At 71.0% G+C, this 16,026-nt stretch carries 13 protein-coding genes; 7 read left to right on the forward strand and 6 right to left on the reverse strand.

Annotated features, from left to right (window positions below; translation table 11 throughout):
* Nucleotides 1-84 precede the first annotated feature (84 nt).
* Entirely contained in the window at nucleotides 85-552 is a 468-nt protein-coding gene (locus OG878_RS02845; protein WP_328885254.1) for a nuclear transport factor 2 family protein, read from the forward strand.
* A gap of 69 nt (nucleotides 553-621) precedes the next feature.
* Here OG878_RS02845 and lpdA read toward each other — a convergent pair whose 3' ends face one another.
* Nucleotides 622-2,034 carry a dihydrolipoyl dehydrogenase gene (lpdA, locus tag OG878_RS02850; RefSeq protein ID WP_328885255.1) on the reverse strand — a complete coding sequence of 471 codons (1,413 nt, stop codon included), beginning with the start codon at nucleotides 2,032-2,034 and terminating at the stop codon, nucleotides 622-624.
* 400 nt (nucleotides 2,035-2,434) lie between these two features.
* Between lpdA and OG878_RS02855 the strand changes: the two genes are divergently transcribed.
* The 5 genes from OG878_RS02855 to OG878_RS02875 all read left to right on the forward strand — a co-directional run bounded on the left by OG878_RS02855 (nucleotide 2,435) and on the right by OG878_RS02875 (nucleotide 6,629).
* Complete coding sequence (locus OG878_RS02855; protein ID WP_328885256.1) at nucleotides 2,435-3,673, forward strand: sensor histidine kinase; 1,239 nt, start codon at nucleotides 2,435-2,437, stop codon at nucleotides 3,671-3,673.
* Nucleotides 3,645-4,328 carry a response regulator transcription factor gene (locus OG878_RS02860; protein WP_328885257.1) on the forward strand — a complete coding sequence of 228 codons (684 nt, stop codon included), beginning with the start codon at nucleotides 3,645-3,647 and terminating at the stop codon, nucleotides 4,326-4,328. Before OG878_RS02855 ends, OG878_RS02860 begins: the two co-directional genes overlap by 29 nt.
* Before the next feature lie 162 nt (nucleotides 4,329-4,490).
* On the forward strand, nucleotides 4,491-4,862 hold the full coding sequence (locus OG878_RS02865) for a hypothetical protein (protein ID WP_328885258.1): 372 nt from the start codon (nucleotides 4,491-4,493) through the stop codon (nucleotides 4,860-4,862).
* A 128-nt stretch (nucleotides 4,863-4,990) separates the two neighbouring features.
* Entirely contained in the window at nucleotides 4,991-5,338 is a 348-nt protein-coding gene (locus tag OG878_RS02870) for an anti-sigma factor family protein (protein ID WP_328885259.1), read from the forward strand.
* A gap of 298 nt (nucleotides 5,339-5,636) precedes the next feature.
* On the forward strand, nucleotides 5,637-6,629 hold the full coding sequence (locus OG878_RS02875; protein WP_328885260.1) for an Acg family FMN-binding oxidoreductase: 993 nt from the start codon (nucleotides 5,637-5,639) through the stop codon (nucleotides 6,627-6,629).
* 43 nt (nucleotides 6,630-6,672) lie between these two features.
* Here the strand turns inward: OG878_RS02875 and OG878_RS02880 are convergent, their stop codons facing one another.
* The 5 genes from OG878_RS02880 to OG878_RS02900 all read right to left on the reverse strand — a co-directional run bounded on the left by OG878_RS02880 (nucleotide 6,673) and on the right by OG878_RS02900 (nucleotide 14,997).
* Nucleotides 6,673-7,149 carry a CBS domain-containing protein gene (locus OG878_RS02880; protein ID WP_328885261.1) on the reverse strand — a complete coding sequence of 159 codons (477 nt, stop codon included), beginning with the start codon at nucleotides 7,147-7,149 and terminating at the stop codon, nucleotides 6,673-6,675.
* Nucleotides 7,150-7,384: 235 nt separating this feature from the next.
* The gene (locus OG878_RS02885) at nucleotides 7,385-8,263 is read right to left on the reverse strand and encodes a universal stress protein (protein ID WP_328885262.1); all 879 of its coding nucleotides are present in this window, start codon (nucleotides 8,261-8,263) and stop codon (nucleotides 7,385-7,387) included.
* Nucleotides 8,264-8,465: 202 nt separating this feature from the next.
* A complete protein-coding gene (locus tag OG878_RS02890; RefSeq protein WP_328885263.1) occupies nucleotides 8,466-10,913 on the reverse strand; it encodes a SpoIIE family protein phosphatase in 2,448 nt (815 codons plus the stop codon).
* A 266-nt stretch (nucleotides 10,914-11,179) separates the two neighbouring features.
* Nucleotides 11,180-12,373: an SUKH-4 family immunity protein gene (locus tag OG878_RS02895; RefSeq protein WP_328885264.1), complete on the reverse strand. Its 1,194-nt coding sequence runs from the start codon at nucleotides 12,371-12,373 to the stop codon at nucleotides 11,180-11,182.
* A 200-nt stretch (nucleotides 12,374-12,573) separates the two neighbouring features.
* Complete coding sequence (locus OG878_RS02900; RefSeq protein ID WP_328885265.1) at nucleotides 12,574-14,997, reverse strand: SpoIIE family protein phosphatase; 2,424 nt, start codon at nucleotides 14,995-14,997, stop codon at nucleotides 12,574-12,576.
* 487 nt (nucleotides 14,998-15,484) lie between these two features.
* Here OG878_RS02900 and OG878_RS02905 point away from each other — a divergent pair, with 487 nt between their 5' ends.
* On the forward strand, nucleotides 15,485-16,018 hold the full coding sequence (locus OG878_RS02905) for a (2Fe-2S)-binding protein (RefSeq protein ID WP_328885266.1): 534 nt from the start codon (nucleotides 15,485-15,487) through the stop codon (nucleotides 16,016-16,018).
* Nucleotides 16,019-16,026 lie beyond the last annotated feature (8 nt).

A 16,026-nucleotide genomic window follows, 5' to 3' on the forward strand; every position in this document is an offset into this window, starting at 1 on the left:
AGTCGTGCACGCGAAGCCCTAGCGTCGACGTCAGAACGCCCAGCCCAGCCCAGCCCAGTCCAGCCCGGCCCCGAAGGAACAGTCATGACGGCACGCCCGCCCCTCCCCCCGTTCACACGGGAGACCGCAATCCAGAAGGTCCGCCAGGCAGAGGACGGCTGGAACACACGTGACCCCGAGAAGGTCGCCCTGGCCTACACGGAGGACTCGCGCTGGCGCAATCGGGCCGAGTTCGTGACGGGACGCGAGGAGATCGTCGCGTTCCTGAAACGCAAGTGGGCCCGCGAGCTCGACTACCGGCTGATCAAGGAACTGTGGGCGTTCGACGGCAACCGGATCGCGGTGCGGTTCGCGTACGAGTCGCACGACGACTCCGGCAACTGGTACCGCTCGTACGGCAACGAGAACTGGGAGTTCGACGAGAACGGTCTGATGGCTGTACGGCACGCCTGCATCAATGACGTGCCGATCACGGAGGCGGACCGCGCGTACCACTGGCCGCTCGGTCGCCGCCCCGACGACCACCCCAGTCTGAGCGACCTCGGATTCTGATTCCGGGGTCGCTCCTGAGGCGCCCGACGGAGCCGACGGAGTCCCGGGGCAGCGTGTGACGCCGCCTTCTCACATGTTGATCATGTGCCCGGCGAGTCCGTGCACGGCCTCCTTGACGGCCTCGCCGAGCGTCGGGTGGGCATGGACGTTCCGGGCCACCTCATGGACCGTCAGATCCCACTGCTGGGCCAGGGTGAGCTCGGGCAGCAGTTCGGTGACGTCCGGGCCGACGAGGTGGGCACCGATGATCTCGCCGTACTTCGCGTCACTGATCAGCTTCACGAAGCCGGTCGTGTCGCCCAGGCCGTGCGCCTTGCCGTTCGCGGTGAAGGGGAACTTGGCCACCTTGACGTCGAAGCCCTTCTCGCGTGCCTGCGCCTCGGTCCAGCCGAAGCTGGCGACCTGCGGCTGGCAGTAGGTGGCGCGCGGAATCATCGGATAGTCGAGTTCCATGGTCTCGGCTCCCGCGATGGTCTCGGCCGCGACCACGCCCATCGCCTCGGCGGCGTGGGCGAGCATCAGCTTCGCGGTGACATCGCCGATGGCGTAGATGTGCGGTACGGAGGTGCGGCAGCGGCCGTCCACATCGATCGCGCCGCGCTCGGTGACGCGTACGCCCGTGCGCTCCAGGCCGTAGTCGGTGACGTTCGGTGCGAAGCCGATCGCCTGCAGAACCTTGTCGGACTCCAGGACGTGCTGCGCGCCGTCCTTGCCGGTGACCGTGACGCGGACCTGCGGGCCGGACTCGTCGATCGAGTCGACCCGGGTGGACGTGAGCACATCGATGCCCAACTTCCTGTACTGCCGCGCCAGTTCGGCGGATACGTCCACATCCTCCAGCGGTGCGATCCGGTCCAGGAACTCCACGACGGTGACCTTCACGCCGTAGTTGTGCAGGACATACGCGAACTCGACACCGATGGCGCCGGCGCCCGCGATGACGATGGACTGCGGCAGGTCATCGGCCAGGATCTGCTCCTCGTACGTCACCACCCGTGCCGTACGACGGGTCCCGGGCAGCAGTTTCGGGGTCGCTCCGGCGGCGATGATGCAGTGGTCGAAGCCGACCGTCCGGGTCGAACCGTCGAAGAGGGCCACATCGAGCGTGCGCGCGTCCACGAACGTGCCACGGCCGCTGATCTCCGTGATCCCGTTCTTCTTCATCAGGTAGTGGACACCCTTGACCCGGCCGTCCGCGACACGGCGGCTGCGCCGGAACGCCTCGCCGTAGTCGAAGGACACCTGCCCTTCGGCCTTGATGCCGAAGGTCTTGGCCTCGCGCGTGAAGATGTGCGCCAGCTCGGCGTTGCGCAGCAGGGCCTTGGTGGGGATGCACCCGACGTTCAGACAGACGCCGCCCCAGTACTTGGCCTCGACGACGGCGACGCTCTTGCCCAGCTGGGCCGCCCGAATGGCGGCGACGTATCCGCCCGGGCCTGCTCCGAGTACGACGACATCGAAGCGCTCACCCTGCTCGTCCATGGAAGCTTCCTTTCTGATGAGGATCGGCTCGGTCTCGATTGTCGTCCGGCTCAACCCCTCGAACAGCCTGTGCACCAGCACGGCGGCTGTGGTTTCCGACACCCGTTCGTGGCAGGAAAATCACCCGGAAGACCATGCGGGCGATGCCGCTGCCGATGGCGTCGCCGATCGCCTTCCGCCGACACCGGCACGCGGTCCCCCGCAGGGCCGGCACAGGCCTCCTCGACGCCGCTGCGCCGGTACGGCGGAAGGCGTCGGCTGCGGCGATGAGGGAGCCCGCACGGGCGGGCACCGACACGGCGAGGGAGCGCGGAACTCTCGTCCAAACTCCTGGTCCACCGGAGCGCTCCCGCCTCGGCGAGACAATGCCCGGTCCGGCCGTCGGCCCTACGGTGGTGGCATGGCTGTGATCAACCGTTGGAGGCGGGGAACGCGGACCCGGATCGGTGTGATGGACGTTCTGGGGTCGGCTGTGCTGTTCGTGCTGTCGGTCGTGGCCGCGTCGGTGGTCCGGCACGAGCACCAGGTTTCATTGCGGTGGTCCGCCGTGGTGCTGGCCGCGGTCGGCTGCTCCGCATTGCTGTGGCGCCGTCGCCACCCTTTCGGCGTACTGGCCGTCGCGGTTGGCTGCGGACTGCTTTTCCAGGTGCTCGGATTTCGGGAGAGCCCGCTGATCACGAGCCCGGTCATCGTCTCCGTCTACACCGTGGCGGCACGGACCGACCGACGCACCACTTGGACCATGGCGGCCGCCTCGGCCGCCGTGCTGGTGGGGACGGCCGTGGCGCTGGCCCCGGATGAGTGGCTGCAGCCGGACAACGCGGCGATGCTGGCGTGGACGGCTCTGCCGGCCGCCGTCGGGGACGGGGTGCGCTCTCGCCGTGCCTACGTGGCGGCCGTGGAGGAACGGGCCGAGCACGCGGAGCGGACCCGGGAGCAGGAAGCACAGCAGCGGGTTGCCGACGAGCGGGTGCGGATCGCGCGTGAACTGCACGACGTCGTCGCGCACCACATCGCCCTGATCAACGCTCAGGCGGGTGTCGCCGTCCATCTGATGGAGCAGCGGCCGGAGCAGATACTCGCCGCCCTGGAGGACATTCGGGACACCAGCGGGTCCGCGCTGGAGGAACTACGGGCGACCGTGGGCCTGTTGCGGCAGTCCGACGATCCGGAGGCACCGCGTGATCCGATGCCGGGCCTGGCTCAGGTGCCGGCTCTTCTGGCGTCGTTCGAACGTGCCGGCCTCGCTGTCCGGCACACGCATCGAGGCATCGCCGAACCGCTGGCACCGGCGGTCGACCTGGCCGCGTACCGCATCGTGCAAGAGGCACTGACCAATGTGCACAAGCACGCCGGGGCCGACCACGCCCGGTTGTTCCTGCACTACCGCCCCCAGCTGCTGACGATCACCGTCGAGGACGACGGACGCGTCGGGTCGCACCACCCCTACCCGGGGACCGGTCACGGACTGATCGGAATGCGCGAACGGGCCGCCACCGTCGGGGGCACGCTGTACGCGGGAGCACGCCCCGAAGGCGGCTTCACCGTGACCGCCGAACTACCGCTGCGGCCCAGCCCGGCGATGGACAAACCGCCGAGGAGAGATGGGCATGACGATCCGCGTACTGCTCGCCGATGACCAGGCCCTGCTGCGGGGCACCTTCAGGATGCTGTTCGACTCCGCGGACGACATGGAGACCGTGGGCGAGGCGTCCGACGGCCGCGAGGCAGTGGAGCTGGCGAGTTCACAGCGCCCGGACGTCATCCTCATGGACATCCGCATGCCCGAAATGGACGGCCTCGGTGCGACGCGGCTGATCAGCGAGTCCGAGGACCTTGCCGGTGTGAAGGTTCTCATCCTGACCACCTTCGAGAACGACGAGTACGTCGCCGAGGCACTGCGCGCGGGTGCGAGCGGCTTCCTCGGCAAGGGCGCGCGGCCCGAGGAGCTTCTCGACGCCGTCCGTACGGTCGCAGCCGGGGAGGCGCTGCTGTCCCCCTCGGCGACCCGAGCGCTGATCACTCGCTTTCTGGCGCAGCCCGATCCGTGCCCGACAGCGATGCACGAGCGGCTGGAGTGTCTGACGCCACGGGAACGCGACGTCGTGGGGCTGGTCGCACTGGGCCTGTCGAACGACGAAATCGCCGAACGTCTGTTCGTCAGCCCGCTGACCGCCAAGACCCACGTCAATCGGGCCATGACCAAGCTGGCCGCTCGCGACAGGGCACAGCTCGTGGTCTTCGCCTACCAGTGCGGCCTGGTCAGCCCGTCGTCGGAGTCGAGCCGTCCATAGGTATCCGCACGGACGGTCGGCACGCGTACGTGTCGCGGCCTGTACCAGCCGCAGAGCGGCCCTCCGAGTACCGCGGCCGCAGTAGCCGCGAATCGCTGCACGGGGACGACGCGCAAGGGGCCCCTCCTGAGCCAGAGTGAGGTGGTGAACGGAGGTCCCGCCATGATCGAAGCCCACCGCCTGACCGACAGGTACGGCGACAGCACAGCCGTCGAGGATCTGTCCCTTGCGGTCCGCCCCGACATCGTGACGGGGTCCCCCGGTCCCAGTAGGACCGGCACATCCACCCACCATGCGGCTGTCCTCGGCCTGAAGGCCCCGAGCACCGCGCTCGTCACCGTCCACGGCCGCGCCCACGCATGGCACCAAGCGCCCCGCACGATGTCGGGACGCCGCCTGGAGCGTGCCGTCCACACAGGTCGCACCGCGTACCGCCGCTTGTCGGCGCCGGCCGCCGCCACGGGCATCCCCATGACGGCCGGCCATCTGCGGGCAGCCCATCCTGCTGCGCCGCTCAGGCGTCGCGTCGCCTGAGTATCCGGGCGGCGATGCCCGGGAGCGCCGCCCGGCACGTCACCGAACGTGACCCGGACACACCCACTCACAAACCTCATGGCCGCGCCGATCGCGTGGCTTGCCCCCCTGTAGGAGAGGACACCCCCATGTTCACCTCATCCGAGGAATGCCGCACGATCTCCGAACTGCTGGCCGGACACGCACTCAACACCCTCACGCCCGAAGAGGCGAACATGGTCAGCGCCCACCTGGCGACCTGCGCCGCCTGCCGGGACGAGCACGACTGCCTCACCGCCGTGTCCGCGCACCTGGCCCTGCTCCGCGACGCCCTGGCCTGCGACGCCGCCCGTCGGCAGACGACGTACGTGCCCGGTCAGGCCGCCTGCCGGCATGCGACACGGCAGCAGCCCCGGCGGCGTGGTTCGGCCCATGCCGCACTGGACACGCAGCTCACGCTGTCCCAGTGGGTCACCAGCCTCACGTGCGTCAGGTGAGTACATCCGGCGCAAGCAACGACGCCCCGAGCCGACTCTGCTGGAAGTGAACCCCCAGGACGTCAGCTCGGGAGCGCACGGGCGGCGGACAGCACCCTGCCGCCCGGGCGAACGAGGGGCTGGTCGACAACGGCAACGGTTTCGCCCGGAAGGCCGGTGACCGGCCGGAACATCCGGAACGGACCCACCGTGAGGCCCGTCCGGCCCGGTCGGAGGGCCGAACGGCCCCTACCCCGTGGTGGGCAGCCGTTCCATCCTGAAGTTGCCTCGACCGCTACCCCTCACCGGGAGGCTCCCGATGCTCGCTCGGACGCTCGACGACACGATGCCGGCCGACATCGTGGCCGACGCCACCTCAGCCCCGTCCATGCACAATGCCCAGCCCTGGCGGTTCCGCTACGGACGTTCCAGCGGCACGTTCACCCTGCGGGCCGATTTCGACCGTGCGATGCCCGAGGCCGACCCTTCCACCCGTGCACTGCACCTCGGCTGCGGCGCAGCCCTCCTGAACCTGCGGGTGTCCGCAGCCCACCGAGGTCTTGCCGCGGTCACCAGGCTGCTGCCCGACCCTTCGGACCAGGCGATGCTCGCAAGCGTCCGTCTGTACGACGCGACCCGGAAGCCCCAGGATGCGGTGCTCGCCGGTCTCCACCGCGCGATCCGGAACCGGCACACCAGCCGGTACCCGTTCGACGACCTGGCGATACCCGAGGACGTCCGCGTGCTCTTCGCCGACGCGGCGCTCGCCGAAGGAGCGGAGTTCTCGTTCCTGCCCTCGCCGCACCTGGAGACGGTGCTCGAACTGATCCGCGACGCCGAGGGATACGACCGCGCAGACCCGGCCCGCGAGGCGGAGCAGCGCTACTGGATCCGGGACACGAAGACGGAGGCGTCCGTCGACGGTGTCCCGGACTATGCCTTCGGCCCCTGCGATGCGTCAGGGAGGGCCACGAACCGCGATTTCGCAGGCATGGCCGTCCTGGCCGGCCGTACACGCGTCCTGTTCGAGAACCGGCCGCAACTGGCCCTTCTGAGCACGTCGGGCGACCGTCCCCCGGACTGGCTGCGCGCAGGTCAGGCCCTGGAACGCGTCCTGCTCACCGCCACACTCCACGATGTGTCCGCCTCGTTCTCGACGCAGCCCCTCGAATGGCCCGATCTGCGGTGGATCCTGCGAGACCCCGTCTTCGGCCGGGGACACCCGCAGATGATCATTCGCATGGGATACGGGCCGGCAGGTCCCCGCACACCACGTCGCCCCGTGGACCAGGTGCTGACGATCGAACCGTAGAGCCGATCCCGGGCCTCCGGCACAGCCGCCGGCGGGCCGGAGATCACGGCCGGTCCGTAGGAGCGCGCGGGGATGCGCAGCCGGTCCGGTTCGGATCGGACGGATCGCGCAGCACGGTCCAGGCGATCGGCCCGAGTACGTCGGCGAGACGTTGGAAGACGTCCAGGAACAGGTCGTCGACGGTGAGGAGGCCTACGAGGAGCCCGTGGCCGTCCAGAACCGGGAGCCTGCGTACGCCGGATCTGCGGAACGCCCGGTAGACGGCGTGAATGTCGTCGGTGGTACGGATCGTGATCACCGACGACGTCATGAACTGTGAGACGGGAGCTTCCGGGGGGACTCCAGGAGCCAGGCACCGGACCACCAGGTCACGGTCGGTGACGATACCGCGCAGTCGGCCGTCGTCGGCGACCAGCAGACAGCCGACCTCGGCCTCGCTCATGCGGCGGGCGGCCTGCGCGGCCGAGGTGTCCGGGCGCACCGCCACCACCGGCGACATCATGTACTCGGAGGCCTTCACCGCACGCCCCTCTCGGTGCGTCAGGGTGACCCGGCACATCGGGGCACCGACGGGTGCCCCGTACAGCACTTCATTGTCGCGCCGCCGGTACCGTCACGCACCTGATCCCGCTCCAGGACCGCCGCGCGGATCAGGGGGGGTTCTTCGTCAACGGGAGCGCTGTGACTCCGTGCTGGGCCCCCGGGGCCGAGCCCCGCTACCGCTACCGGCCCGGTAGCCGGTCGCCCGTCCGGCCTCAGACTCCCTCGCCGGCCGGCGGAGGCACGGTGATCACAGGACAGACGGCCCTGTGGAGCAGGCCGTGCGGAACGGAGCCCAGCCTCATGCCGGTGAAACCCTCCCGGCCACGCCGGCCGACGACCACGGCCAGCGCATGTTCGGCCGCGTCGGCCAACGCCTCGACAGGGTGCCCCGGCAGCACCGAGTGGCTCAGAGGAACGTCCCGGTAGGCACCGGCCCGCCCCGCGGTCGCTTCCTGCAACTGCTTGTTGCACGACTCGAGTGCGGACTGCTCGTCGGCGAAGCGCAGCAACGGCCGCTGCCACGCCCACACCGCGCGCACGGAAACACCCCGCGCAGCGGCGGTCTCCAGGGCCCGGTCCAGTGCCGCATCGGCCGACGGGCTGCCGTCCACGCCGACCACCAGATACGGCGGCTCCTCCACGCTGCGCTCGTCGTCCGGTACCACGACCACCGGGCAGGCGGCGTTCGCACTCACCGGGACGGTGGTGGAGAAGGCGCTCAGCATCTCCGCCAGCCGGCCCAGCCGACGCGAGCCGAGAACCACCAGCTGCGCGTGTGCGGACTGGCGTGTGAGGACCTGGGCAGGATTGCCGTCCGTGATGAACGTCGTCACCTCGACACCGGGCTGCCGCTCATGGGGCCGCAGCATCGCCTTGTCGAGTGCCTCGTCCCCGAGCTGACGCAAGGCCTTGTGATGTGCGGTCTCCTCGACACCGCGCACATGATGGCTGACTGGCAGCACGGCGTGAACCAGCTGGAGGGACGCCCCGCGGAGGGCGGCTTCGTCGGTGGCCCAGTCAAGGGCCGCATTCGCCGGCTCTGCAGCGTCGACGCCCACCACCACCGGGAGTACGTCACTGGCGGATGTCATGGTTCCTCCTCCGGTCTGCGTACGCGTGGCTGCAGCCGTCGGCTGCAGCCACGGCCCATACCTGCACGGTACGCACATGGACGACGAGGCAGCAGGACCGAGTGGTCCCCGCCGAGGAAGACGCCCGCCCGGCTCCGGGCTGTCCGGACCCTGAGTTCGCACGGGTGGCGGGCATGCAGGCCGTCAGGGACGGGGCCGGCACTCATGGCGGGAGTGTCTGTTCGGTCCAGATGGTCTTGCCGACGGTGGTGTAGCGCGTGCCCCAGCGTTCGGTGAGCTGAGCGATGAGGAAGAGTCCGCGGCCGCCCTCGTCGTCCGCACCCGCCCGTCTCAGATGCGGGGCCGTGCTGCCGCCGTCGGAAACCTCGCAGATGAGGGTCCGGTCGCGGATCAGCCGCAGCCGGATGGGGGCCTGGCCGTAACGGATGGCGTTGGTGACGAGCTCGCTGACCACGAGTTCGCTGGTGAAGACGGTCTCTTCGAGGCCCCACCGGGTCAGCTGCCGGGCAGTCAGTTCCCGTGCCTCCGCCACAATGGCCGGATCGCACGGCAGCTCCCAGGAGGCGACGCGGTCCGGGCCCATCGTGCGGGCACGGGCGATCAGCAGGGCGACGTCGTCCGGTGGCAGGAAGGGCAGCAGCGCCGCTGTCACCTCATCGCAGATCTCCTCCAGCGGCCGGTCGGGACGGGGCAGGAGGCCGCCCAGGGCATTCATCCCGACATCGATATCGGGATCCCGGGCCTGGACGAGGCCGTTGGTGTACAGGACGAGCAGGCTGCCGGCCGTCAGGTCCAGTTCGGTGGTCTCGAAGGGCAGACCGCCGAGCCCCAGGGGAGGCCCGGCGGGCATGTCCAGGAACTCGACGGCCCCGTCGGGATGTACGACCGCGGGAGGGTAGTGGCCGGCACGGGCGAGCGTGCACCGTCGGTCGACCGGGTCGTACACCGCGTACAGGCAGGTGGCCCCGATCGCCGCCCCGTCCGTGGCCGGGCCGCCGTTGTCCCCGCCGCCCTCATCGGTGAGGCGCACCAGGTCGTCGACGTGGGCGAGCACCTCGTCCGGGGGGAGGTCCAGGTCGGCAAGGGTGTGCACGGCGGTCCGCAGCCGTCCCATGGTGGCGGAGGCGTGCACACCGTGCCCGGGCACGTCGCCCACCACCAGGGCGACACGGGATCCGGACAGCGGGATCACGTCGAACCAGTCCCCGCCCACATCGGTGTCCGACCCGGCGGGCTGGTAGCGGCCGGCCACCTCCATGGCGCTGAGTTCGGGGAGCTCGCGCGGGAGCAGGCTGCGCTGCAGGGCAAGGGTGGTGGCGTGCTCCCGGGTGTAGCAACGGGCGTTGTCGATGCTGAGAGCGGCCCGGGAGACGAACTCGCCCGCGAGAGTGAAGTCGTCGTCGTTGAAGGGTGCAGGGTCGCGCCAGCGGTAGAACGTGGCCACGCCCATGAGGACGTTGCGTGCGGTCAGGGGCATGGCGATGAGTGAGTGCACCCGGGCGAGGCGGATGGTCGCAGCCCGCCTGGGATCATCGGCGAGCCACGGAGCCGTGAGGTCCAGCGGGGTGATCAGCTGTGCCTTGAGGTCGGCCATGCACGTGGCCTGCGGTGCGGAGGCGGCGAAGCGGGACAGCTCGCCGACACCGTACGCGGACCGATCGGGCCCCTCGAAGACGGACTGGTAGGCGGCTCGCCGCAGTGTGACGCTCTCGCCGAGCGGGCCGGGAGGCGGTGCGTCGCCCCGCAGGACCGAGTCCAGCAGGTCCACGGTGACGGTGTCGGCCAGTGCGGGAACCGCCACCCGCGCCAGTTCCTGCGCGGTCCGCACGACGTCCAGGGTGGTACCGATGCGGACACCTGCCTCGTTGACCATCGCCAGCCTGTCCCGGGCCCGATGGACGTCGGTGACGTCGGTGACGGCGTGGCACAGCCCCAGTGCCTTGCCGGCCGAGTCCTCGATCCGGAAGATGCCGGTGGACCAGACGTGTTCGTGGCGGGCATCGGCCGGGGTGTAGCCGCGCTGGAGGAAGTCGACCACCGGTGTGCCCGTGTCGAGGACCTTGCGCATGACTGTCTCGATCTCGGCGACGTTCAGATTCGGGAGCGCCTCCCCGATCCGCCTGCCCAGCCGCTCGGCGATCGGGACGCCGGTCATCTGTTCCAGGGCAAGATTGCGCCGCGTGCAGCGGAGCTCGGTGTCGGAGACCAGCAGGCCGACCGGGGACTGTGTGAACAGACCCGACAGCACCGCCCAGTCCTCCTCCCAGCGCTGCATCTCGGCTGCGTCAGTGGCCAGCACCGTCCGCCGCTGCGCCTCGTCGGGACCGGTCCAGAGGTAGGTGCGAACCGCCAGCTCCACGGGCCGGCCGTCCTTGCACCGTACGGTCACGACAGCCTGCCGCCGCTGTCCTTCCTCCCCGCAGAGCTCCGCGACGGCCGCGCCGGCGCCGGTACGCGCGGTCCGGGCGAGCAGGTCCGTCGCGCGCAGGCCCAGGACCTCCGCAGCCTCGTAACCCAGGAGCCGCTCCGCGCTCCGGCTCCAGCCGACGAGCACGCCCTGCGCGTCGACCACTGCCGTGGCCGCCCGGGCCGCGTCGAACGGATCGACGAACGTGCTGCCGACCTCGGTGTCGTGTGTGTCCGGTGCCATCGCCGTACCTGCACTCCACTCCACTGTCGCGGCGCGAGTCCCGCATGCGAGCGGCCCTTCCGATTATCGCCCGGCACGCCCTGCCGGGCCTCCGGACGGCACCTCCGGCCGGGCTCGCCACCACGCGTGAGGCGTCCGCCGCAGGCACACCAGCTCGCGTGCTCCCTGCGGCGCACGTGGTCCCGACCGATACCCGGCATGGGTACGGCGGCCGGACGACAGGAGAGTGACCGGCACCCTGGCTCGTGAGGCGGGAGCAAGAACAATCAGGCCAGCAGACCGCCGGTGTGCCCGTCCTCGGCGAGCATCCGCCAGGAATGCCCGGCCGTTGCGAACGCCTCCGGGTCGACGGCCTCCACCAGCCCGTCGACCACGCTGATCAGCAGCACGTGCGGATCGAACACCTCCCAGGCGCCCGCCCTGCGCGCGTCGTCCACGTCCTGCCATGCGGCGCGCAGTCGCTCGTACGTCCAGAGCGCGTACAGCAGTGCCGACAGGTCCTGGTGGAGATAGGCGGCGGGCCCGCCCTCGTCGTACCAGTCGGGCAGCTCCAGCCGGCCGGTGGCGCCGTCGAGGGCGACCGCGAGGTCGTGCGGCCACCAGCCGATCGCGACGTAGTCGCGCTGGTACCCCCGCCCTTCCTCCGCCTCGTCGCCGCTCCCGAAGGACTCCGGGTGTGCCTGCGCCATGGTGACCAGCGGTTCATCCACTTCGACCCCGAACATCTCACCGCCGAGCGGCAGCCCCACCTCCGTGAGGAGTCGCCTGGTCGGCCCGTGGGAGAGCACGGCCGGCAGCTCCTCCGGCCGGTAGCGCCGCACCCGCCCCTCGTCGGTCAGCGCGGCGATCTCCTCGACCAGGTCGGCCCCGCACTCGTAGGCGAGACCGCTTGCCTCCGTGCCGGGCAGCGCGCCCCAGGCCAGCGAGGCGACCAGCAGCGCGGTACCCCAGTGCGCGGGCGGGTTCTGCGCTGCCTGCCCGAACAGGCCCGGGTCGATCTCCCGCATCCGCCGCTCGGCGATCCCCGCCACGGCAGCGGCCACTGCCGCACCCCGGTGCCCGTTGCCCGCCTCCGGCTGTCCGGCGGCCCCGGCCACCGCCTCGGTCTCGCGGATCAGCCCGGCAAGCGCAGGCAGGTCCGAGGCCAGCAGGTCGCGCCGCACCTCCCCGTCCGCCCGGGCGGCGAGGTGGACCTCCCCCGTGACGCCGTCCAGCACCACCCGGCTGCCGCAGTACTGCGTCTCGCCGAGGACAAACAGCGGGCCCGCACCGCACCGCTCACGGCCATCGAGCGCCTCCAGCAGGCCCGCTCCCGGCCCCGCGAAGTCCAAGAACGCCGCCTTCTCCGGCAGCCCCTCCGTGACCAGGAATTCCCGGCTCGCTCCATGCGTTAACCCCGCGGGCAGGTCCGCCTCCCGCACCCGCCCGCGCGCCGCCGTCCCGTCGCTCTCCATCGCCATCCCGTCTCCCCGCACCGACGCCCCCACACTTCGAGCGCCCCGACTCTACCGTCGCCGCAGCCGGCGAAATCCGGGGACGCAGGCAGTCAGGTCAGAAGCAGTCACGGGCACACCGACTTCGCAGCGGCACTCCCCCGCCGGCCACCGCGGCACCTGGTGACGCCCGCATCACGCAGCGGGCCCCGTGCCGGCCGTGGCCCTCACCGGCCCGCCCCCGCGGGCTCGCGGGCCGGTGCCGTGACCAGCTGTTCGGCCCAGATGGTCTTGCCGGCAGCCGTGTAGCGCGTGCCCCAGCGCTCGGCCAGCTGCGTGACCAGCAGCAGACCTCGGCCGCCCTCGTCGGTGGTACGGGCGTGCCGCAGATGGGGGGCGGCGCCGCTGCCGTCCGAGACCTCGCAGGTCAGTGACCGGTCACGGAGCAGCTGCAGGCGGACGGGCGGATTTCCGTACCGGATCGCGTTGGTGACCAGCTCACTGACGATGACCTCGGTGGCGAACACCTCCTCGTCCATGCCCCAGCAGGTGAGCTGCCGGGCGGCGAGGGAGCGGGCGGTTCCGACCACGGCGGGGTCGGCCGGCAGGTCCCAGGAGGCGACCTGGTCGGTGGCCAGGACGTGGGTGCGTGCCACGAGTACCGCCGCATCGCCGCGTGGGTCCGCGGGCAGCAGTTCCTCGGCGAGCGCCAGGCAGATGTCCCGCGGGGACCCGGCAGGGCCCGCCAGCAGGCGTTCGAGTTCGGCACGTCCCGCCGCCTCCGGACGCGCCTGGAGCAGTCCGCCCGTGTGGAGCGTCAGGACGCTTCCCTCGGGCAGATCCAGCTCGGCTGTCTCGAAGGGCGGTCCGGGGCGGCCGAGCGGTTCGCAGCCGCGCAGGTCGACCAGGTCCACGCTCCCGTCGGGACGGCTGACGACGAGGCCGGGCCGGCCGGCTGCCGCCGCGGTGCAGCGCCGGGAGAGTGGATCGTAGATCAGGTACAGGCAGGTGGCACCGGTGAGACCGGCCGGCTCGGCGCCGTCCCCTTCATCCGCGAGGCGAAGCACCACATCGTCGAGGCGGGCCAGCACCTCGTCGGGTTCAAGATCGAGGTCCGCGAGGGTGTGCACAGCGGCACGGAGCCGTCCCATACCGGCGGCGGTGCGCATCCCCCGGCCGGTCACGCTGCCGACCACCAGGGCGACGCGGGCACCCGACAGCGGAATGACGTCGACCCAGTCCCCGCCGGCTCCGGAGTGAGCGTAGTGGTGGGCCGTCTCCACTGCGCTGTGGACGGGAAGCCGCTGCGGCAGCAGTCCCCGCTGCAGGGTGAGCACGGCGTTGCGCTCACGGTCGTAGCGGCGGGCATTGTCCAGCGCGACCGCCGTGCGGGCGGCGAGTTCCTGGGCCAGGACCAGGTCCTCTTCGTCGAAGGACCGCTGCTCCGCCCAGCGGTAGCAGGTGACCAGTCCGAGGACGACGTCGTGGGCGACCAGAGGGACCAGCATCATCGAGTGGACCTGCTCCTCGAGTATCCGGCCGGCTCGGACCGGGTCCCCGTGCACCCACGCGGCGCCGTCGGTCACGGGGCTGACCAGCCGCGGCACACAGTCGGCCAGGACCTGGGCGGCCGGTGCGGTGGCCGGGAAGGTGCTCACCTCGCCGACCGCATACGCCCCCGGTTCACGGTTCGTCCGGCGCGACCCGGAGGCCGCACGTCGCAGGACCGTTCCGGGCTCGGGCCGGGCCGACGGGATCTCCCCGCCGCCGAGCACCGGGTCCATGACATCGATCGCCGCGCTGTCGGCGAGTCGGGGCACCAGCACCTCTGCCAGCTCCTGAGCGGTGCGCAGCACGTCCAGGGTGGTGCCGATACGTGTGCCGGCTTCGGCGAGCAGGGCCAGGCGCTCCTTCGCCAGGTGGCGATCGGTGACGTCGACCGCCGCGTCGGCCACGCCCAGGATCCGGCCGTCGGCATCCTCCAGGCGGAACGCGGAGACCGAGTAGACGTGTTCTCGCCCGGGATCACCCGGCGGCCGGCCACGCTTCTCGAATCCGATCACCGGCTTTCCGGTCCTCAGGACCTGCTCCAGTACCCGTTCCAGCCGTTCCCCGCTGAAGTGCGGCCACGCCTCGGTGGGACGCAGGCCCACGGCCGACTGCAGCGGCGTGCCGTGGATGCCCTCGGCGGCCGGGTTGAACCGCATGATCCGCAGCTGTGGGTCCATCATGTACAGACCCAGCGGGGAGAGGGTGAACAGTGCCTCCAGGAATGCCTGACCGACCTCTTCGGTCACTCCCTGCCCCTCCTGACCTGCCTGGCCGGCCGAAGCCAGTGCCACGGCCCAGCGCGGCATGGCCGGGTCGCAGGTCTCGGGCCGCACGCGGACCCGGCAGCCCACAGGACGGCCCTCGAAGTGCCGCAGCACGACATCCCCGTCGGCGTCCTGCGCCGCCACCAGCAGTTCCGCCACCGGCCGGCCGACGACATGATGTGCCGGGTAGCCGAGCAGCCGCTCCGCCGACGCACTCCATTCGGTCACCACGCCCCGGGCGTCGACCACCATCCGGGCCCATTCCCGCCCGCCGGGGCCGCTCCGCCCCGCAGCGCCCTGTCCCCCGCCGTCCCTGGTGGCGTCCGATCCGCCCATGGCCATCAGCCTTGTCCGTCACGTCTCCGGCTTGAGCAGTCGCCCGGCTTCGCGGTGTGCGGCATGCGCCTTGGCTCCGCGGCCGACGAGGTGCTCGTCCGAGGGATGATCCTCATCGGCCGCTCCTTGGTCGCGCTCGCCACTGCTCGACGCCCGCCGTCTGTTCCATCGTGCGACGGAAGCGCACCCACCGCGATGCGGTGCGTCAACGGACGGCGGGCGTCGATGAGGAACGTTCCGGCCCCCGCCTGCAGCGGCTCGGCGCGGCCGAACCCGCCCGCGGGGTCGCGCGGCGGCGGGAGCGATCCGCAATCCGTCGGCTGACCGGTGAACTCACCTGTATTTCCGGCTTCTTGAACCGGCCAGGCCGTGCCGCCCCCGCATCTGCCGGCCGGCGGAGCGCCCGAGTGGCGCTCCCGCTCAGGATGTGACCCGAGTGGCGGCCCCGTTCAAGATGAAACAGGATGAAATCGTAAAAAAGGGAGGCATGCCAGTGGCTGCACCACATATCCCCTCCCGGGTGGCCGAGGCCTCCGTCCTGCCGGAACGCGGCCCCGGCCCGGTGAAGGTCACCCTGTCGGTCAACGGTGCCGAGCACGCGCTGGAAATCGAGCCGCGGGTCAGTCTCCTGGATGCACTGCGTGAACGTCTGCACATGACGGGCGCGAAGAAGGGATGCGACCAGGGCACCTGCGGCGCGTGCACGGTGTGGGTCGACGGACGCCGGGTGCTCGCCTGTCTGACCCTGGCGATCGCCTGCGAGGGCCACGAGGTGACGACCATCGAGGGCTTGGCGCGGGGTGACGAACTGGACGCCATGCAGAACGCGTTCATCGAGCAGGACGCCTTCCAGTGCGGCTTCTGCACCCCCGGCCAGATCATGTCCGCGGTGGCGCTGCTCAAGGAGGGTCATGTCTGCGACGACGCCGAGATCCGGGAGTGGATGAGCGGCAACATCTGCCGCTGCGCTGCATACCCGAACATCCGAGCCGCCGTTCGCGCAGTGCGGGACCAGACCTAGGAGATCTC

Origin of the sequence: Streptomyces sp. NBC_00316 (assembly GCF_036158715.1) — a bacterium.
Lineage (GTDB): Bacteria > Actinomycetota > Actinomycetes > Streptomycetales > Streptomycetaceae > Streptomyces.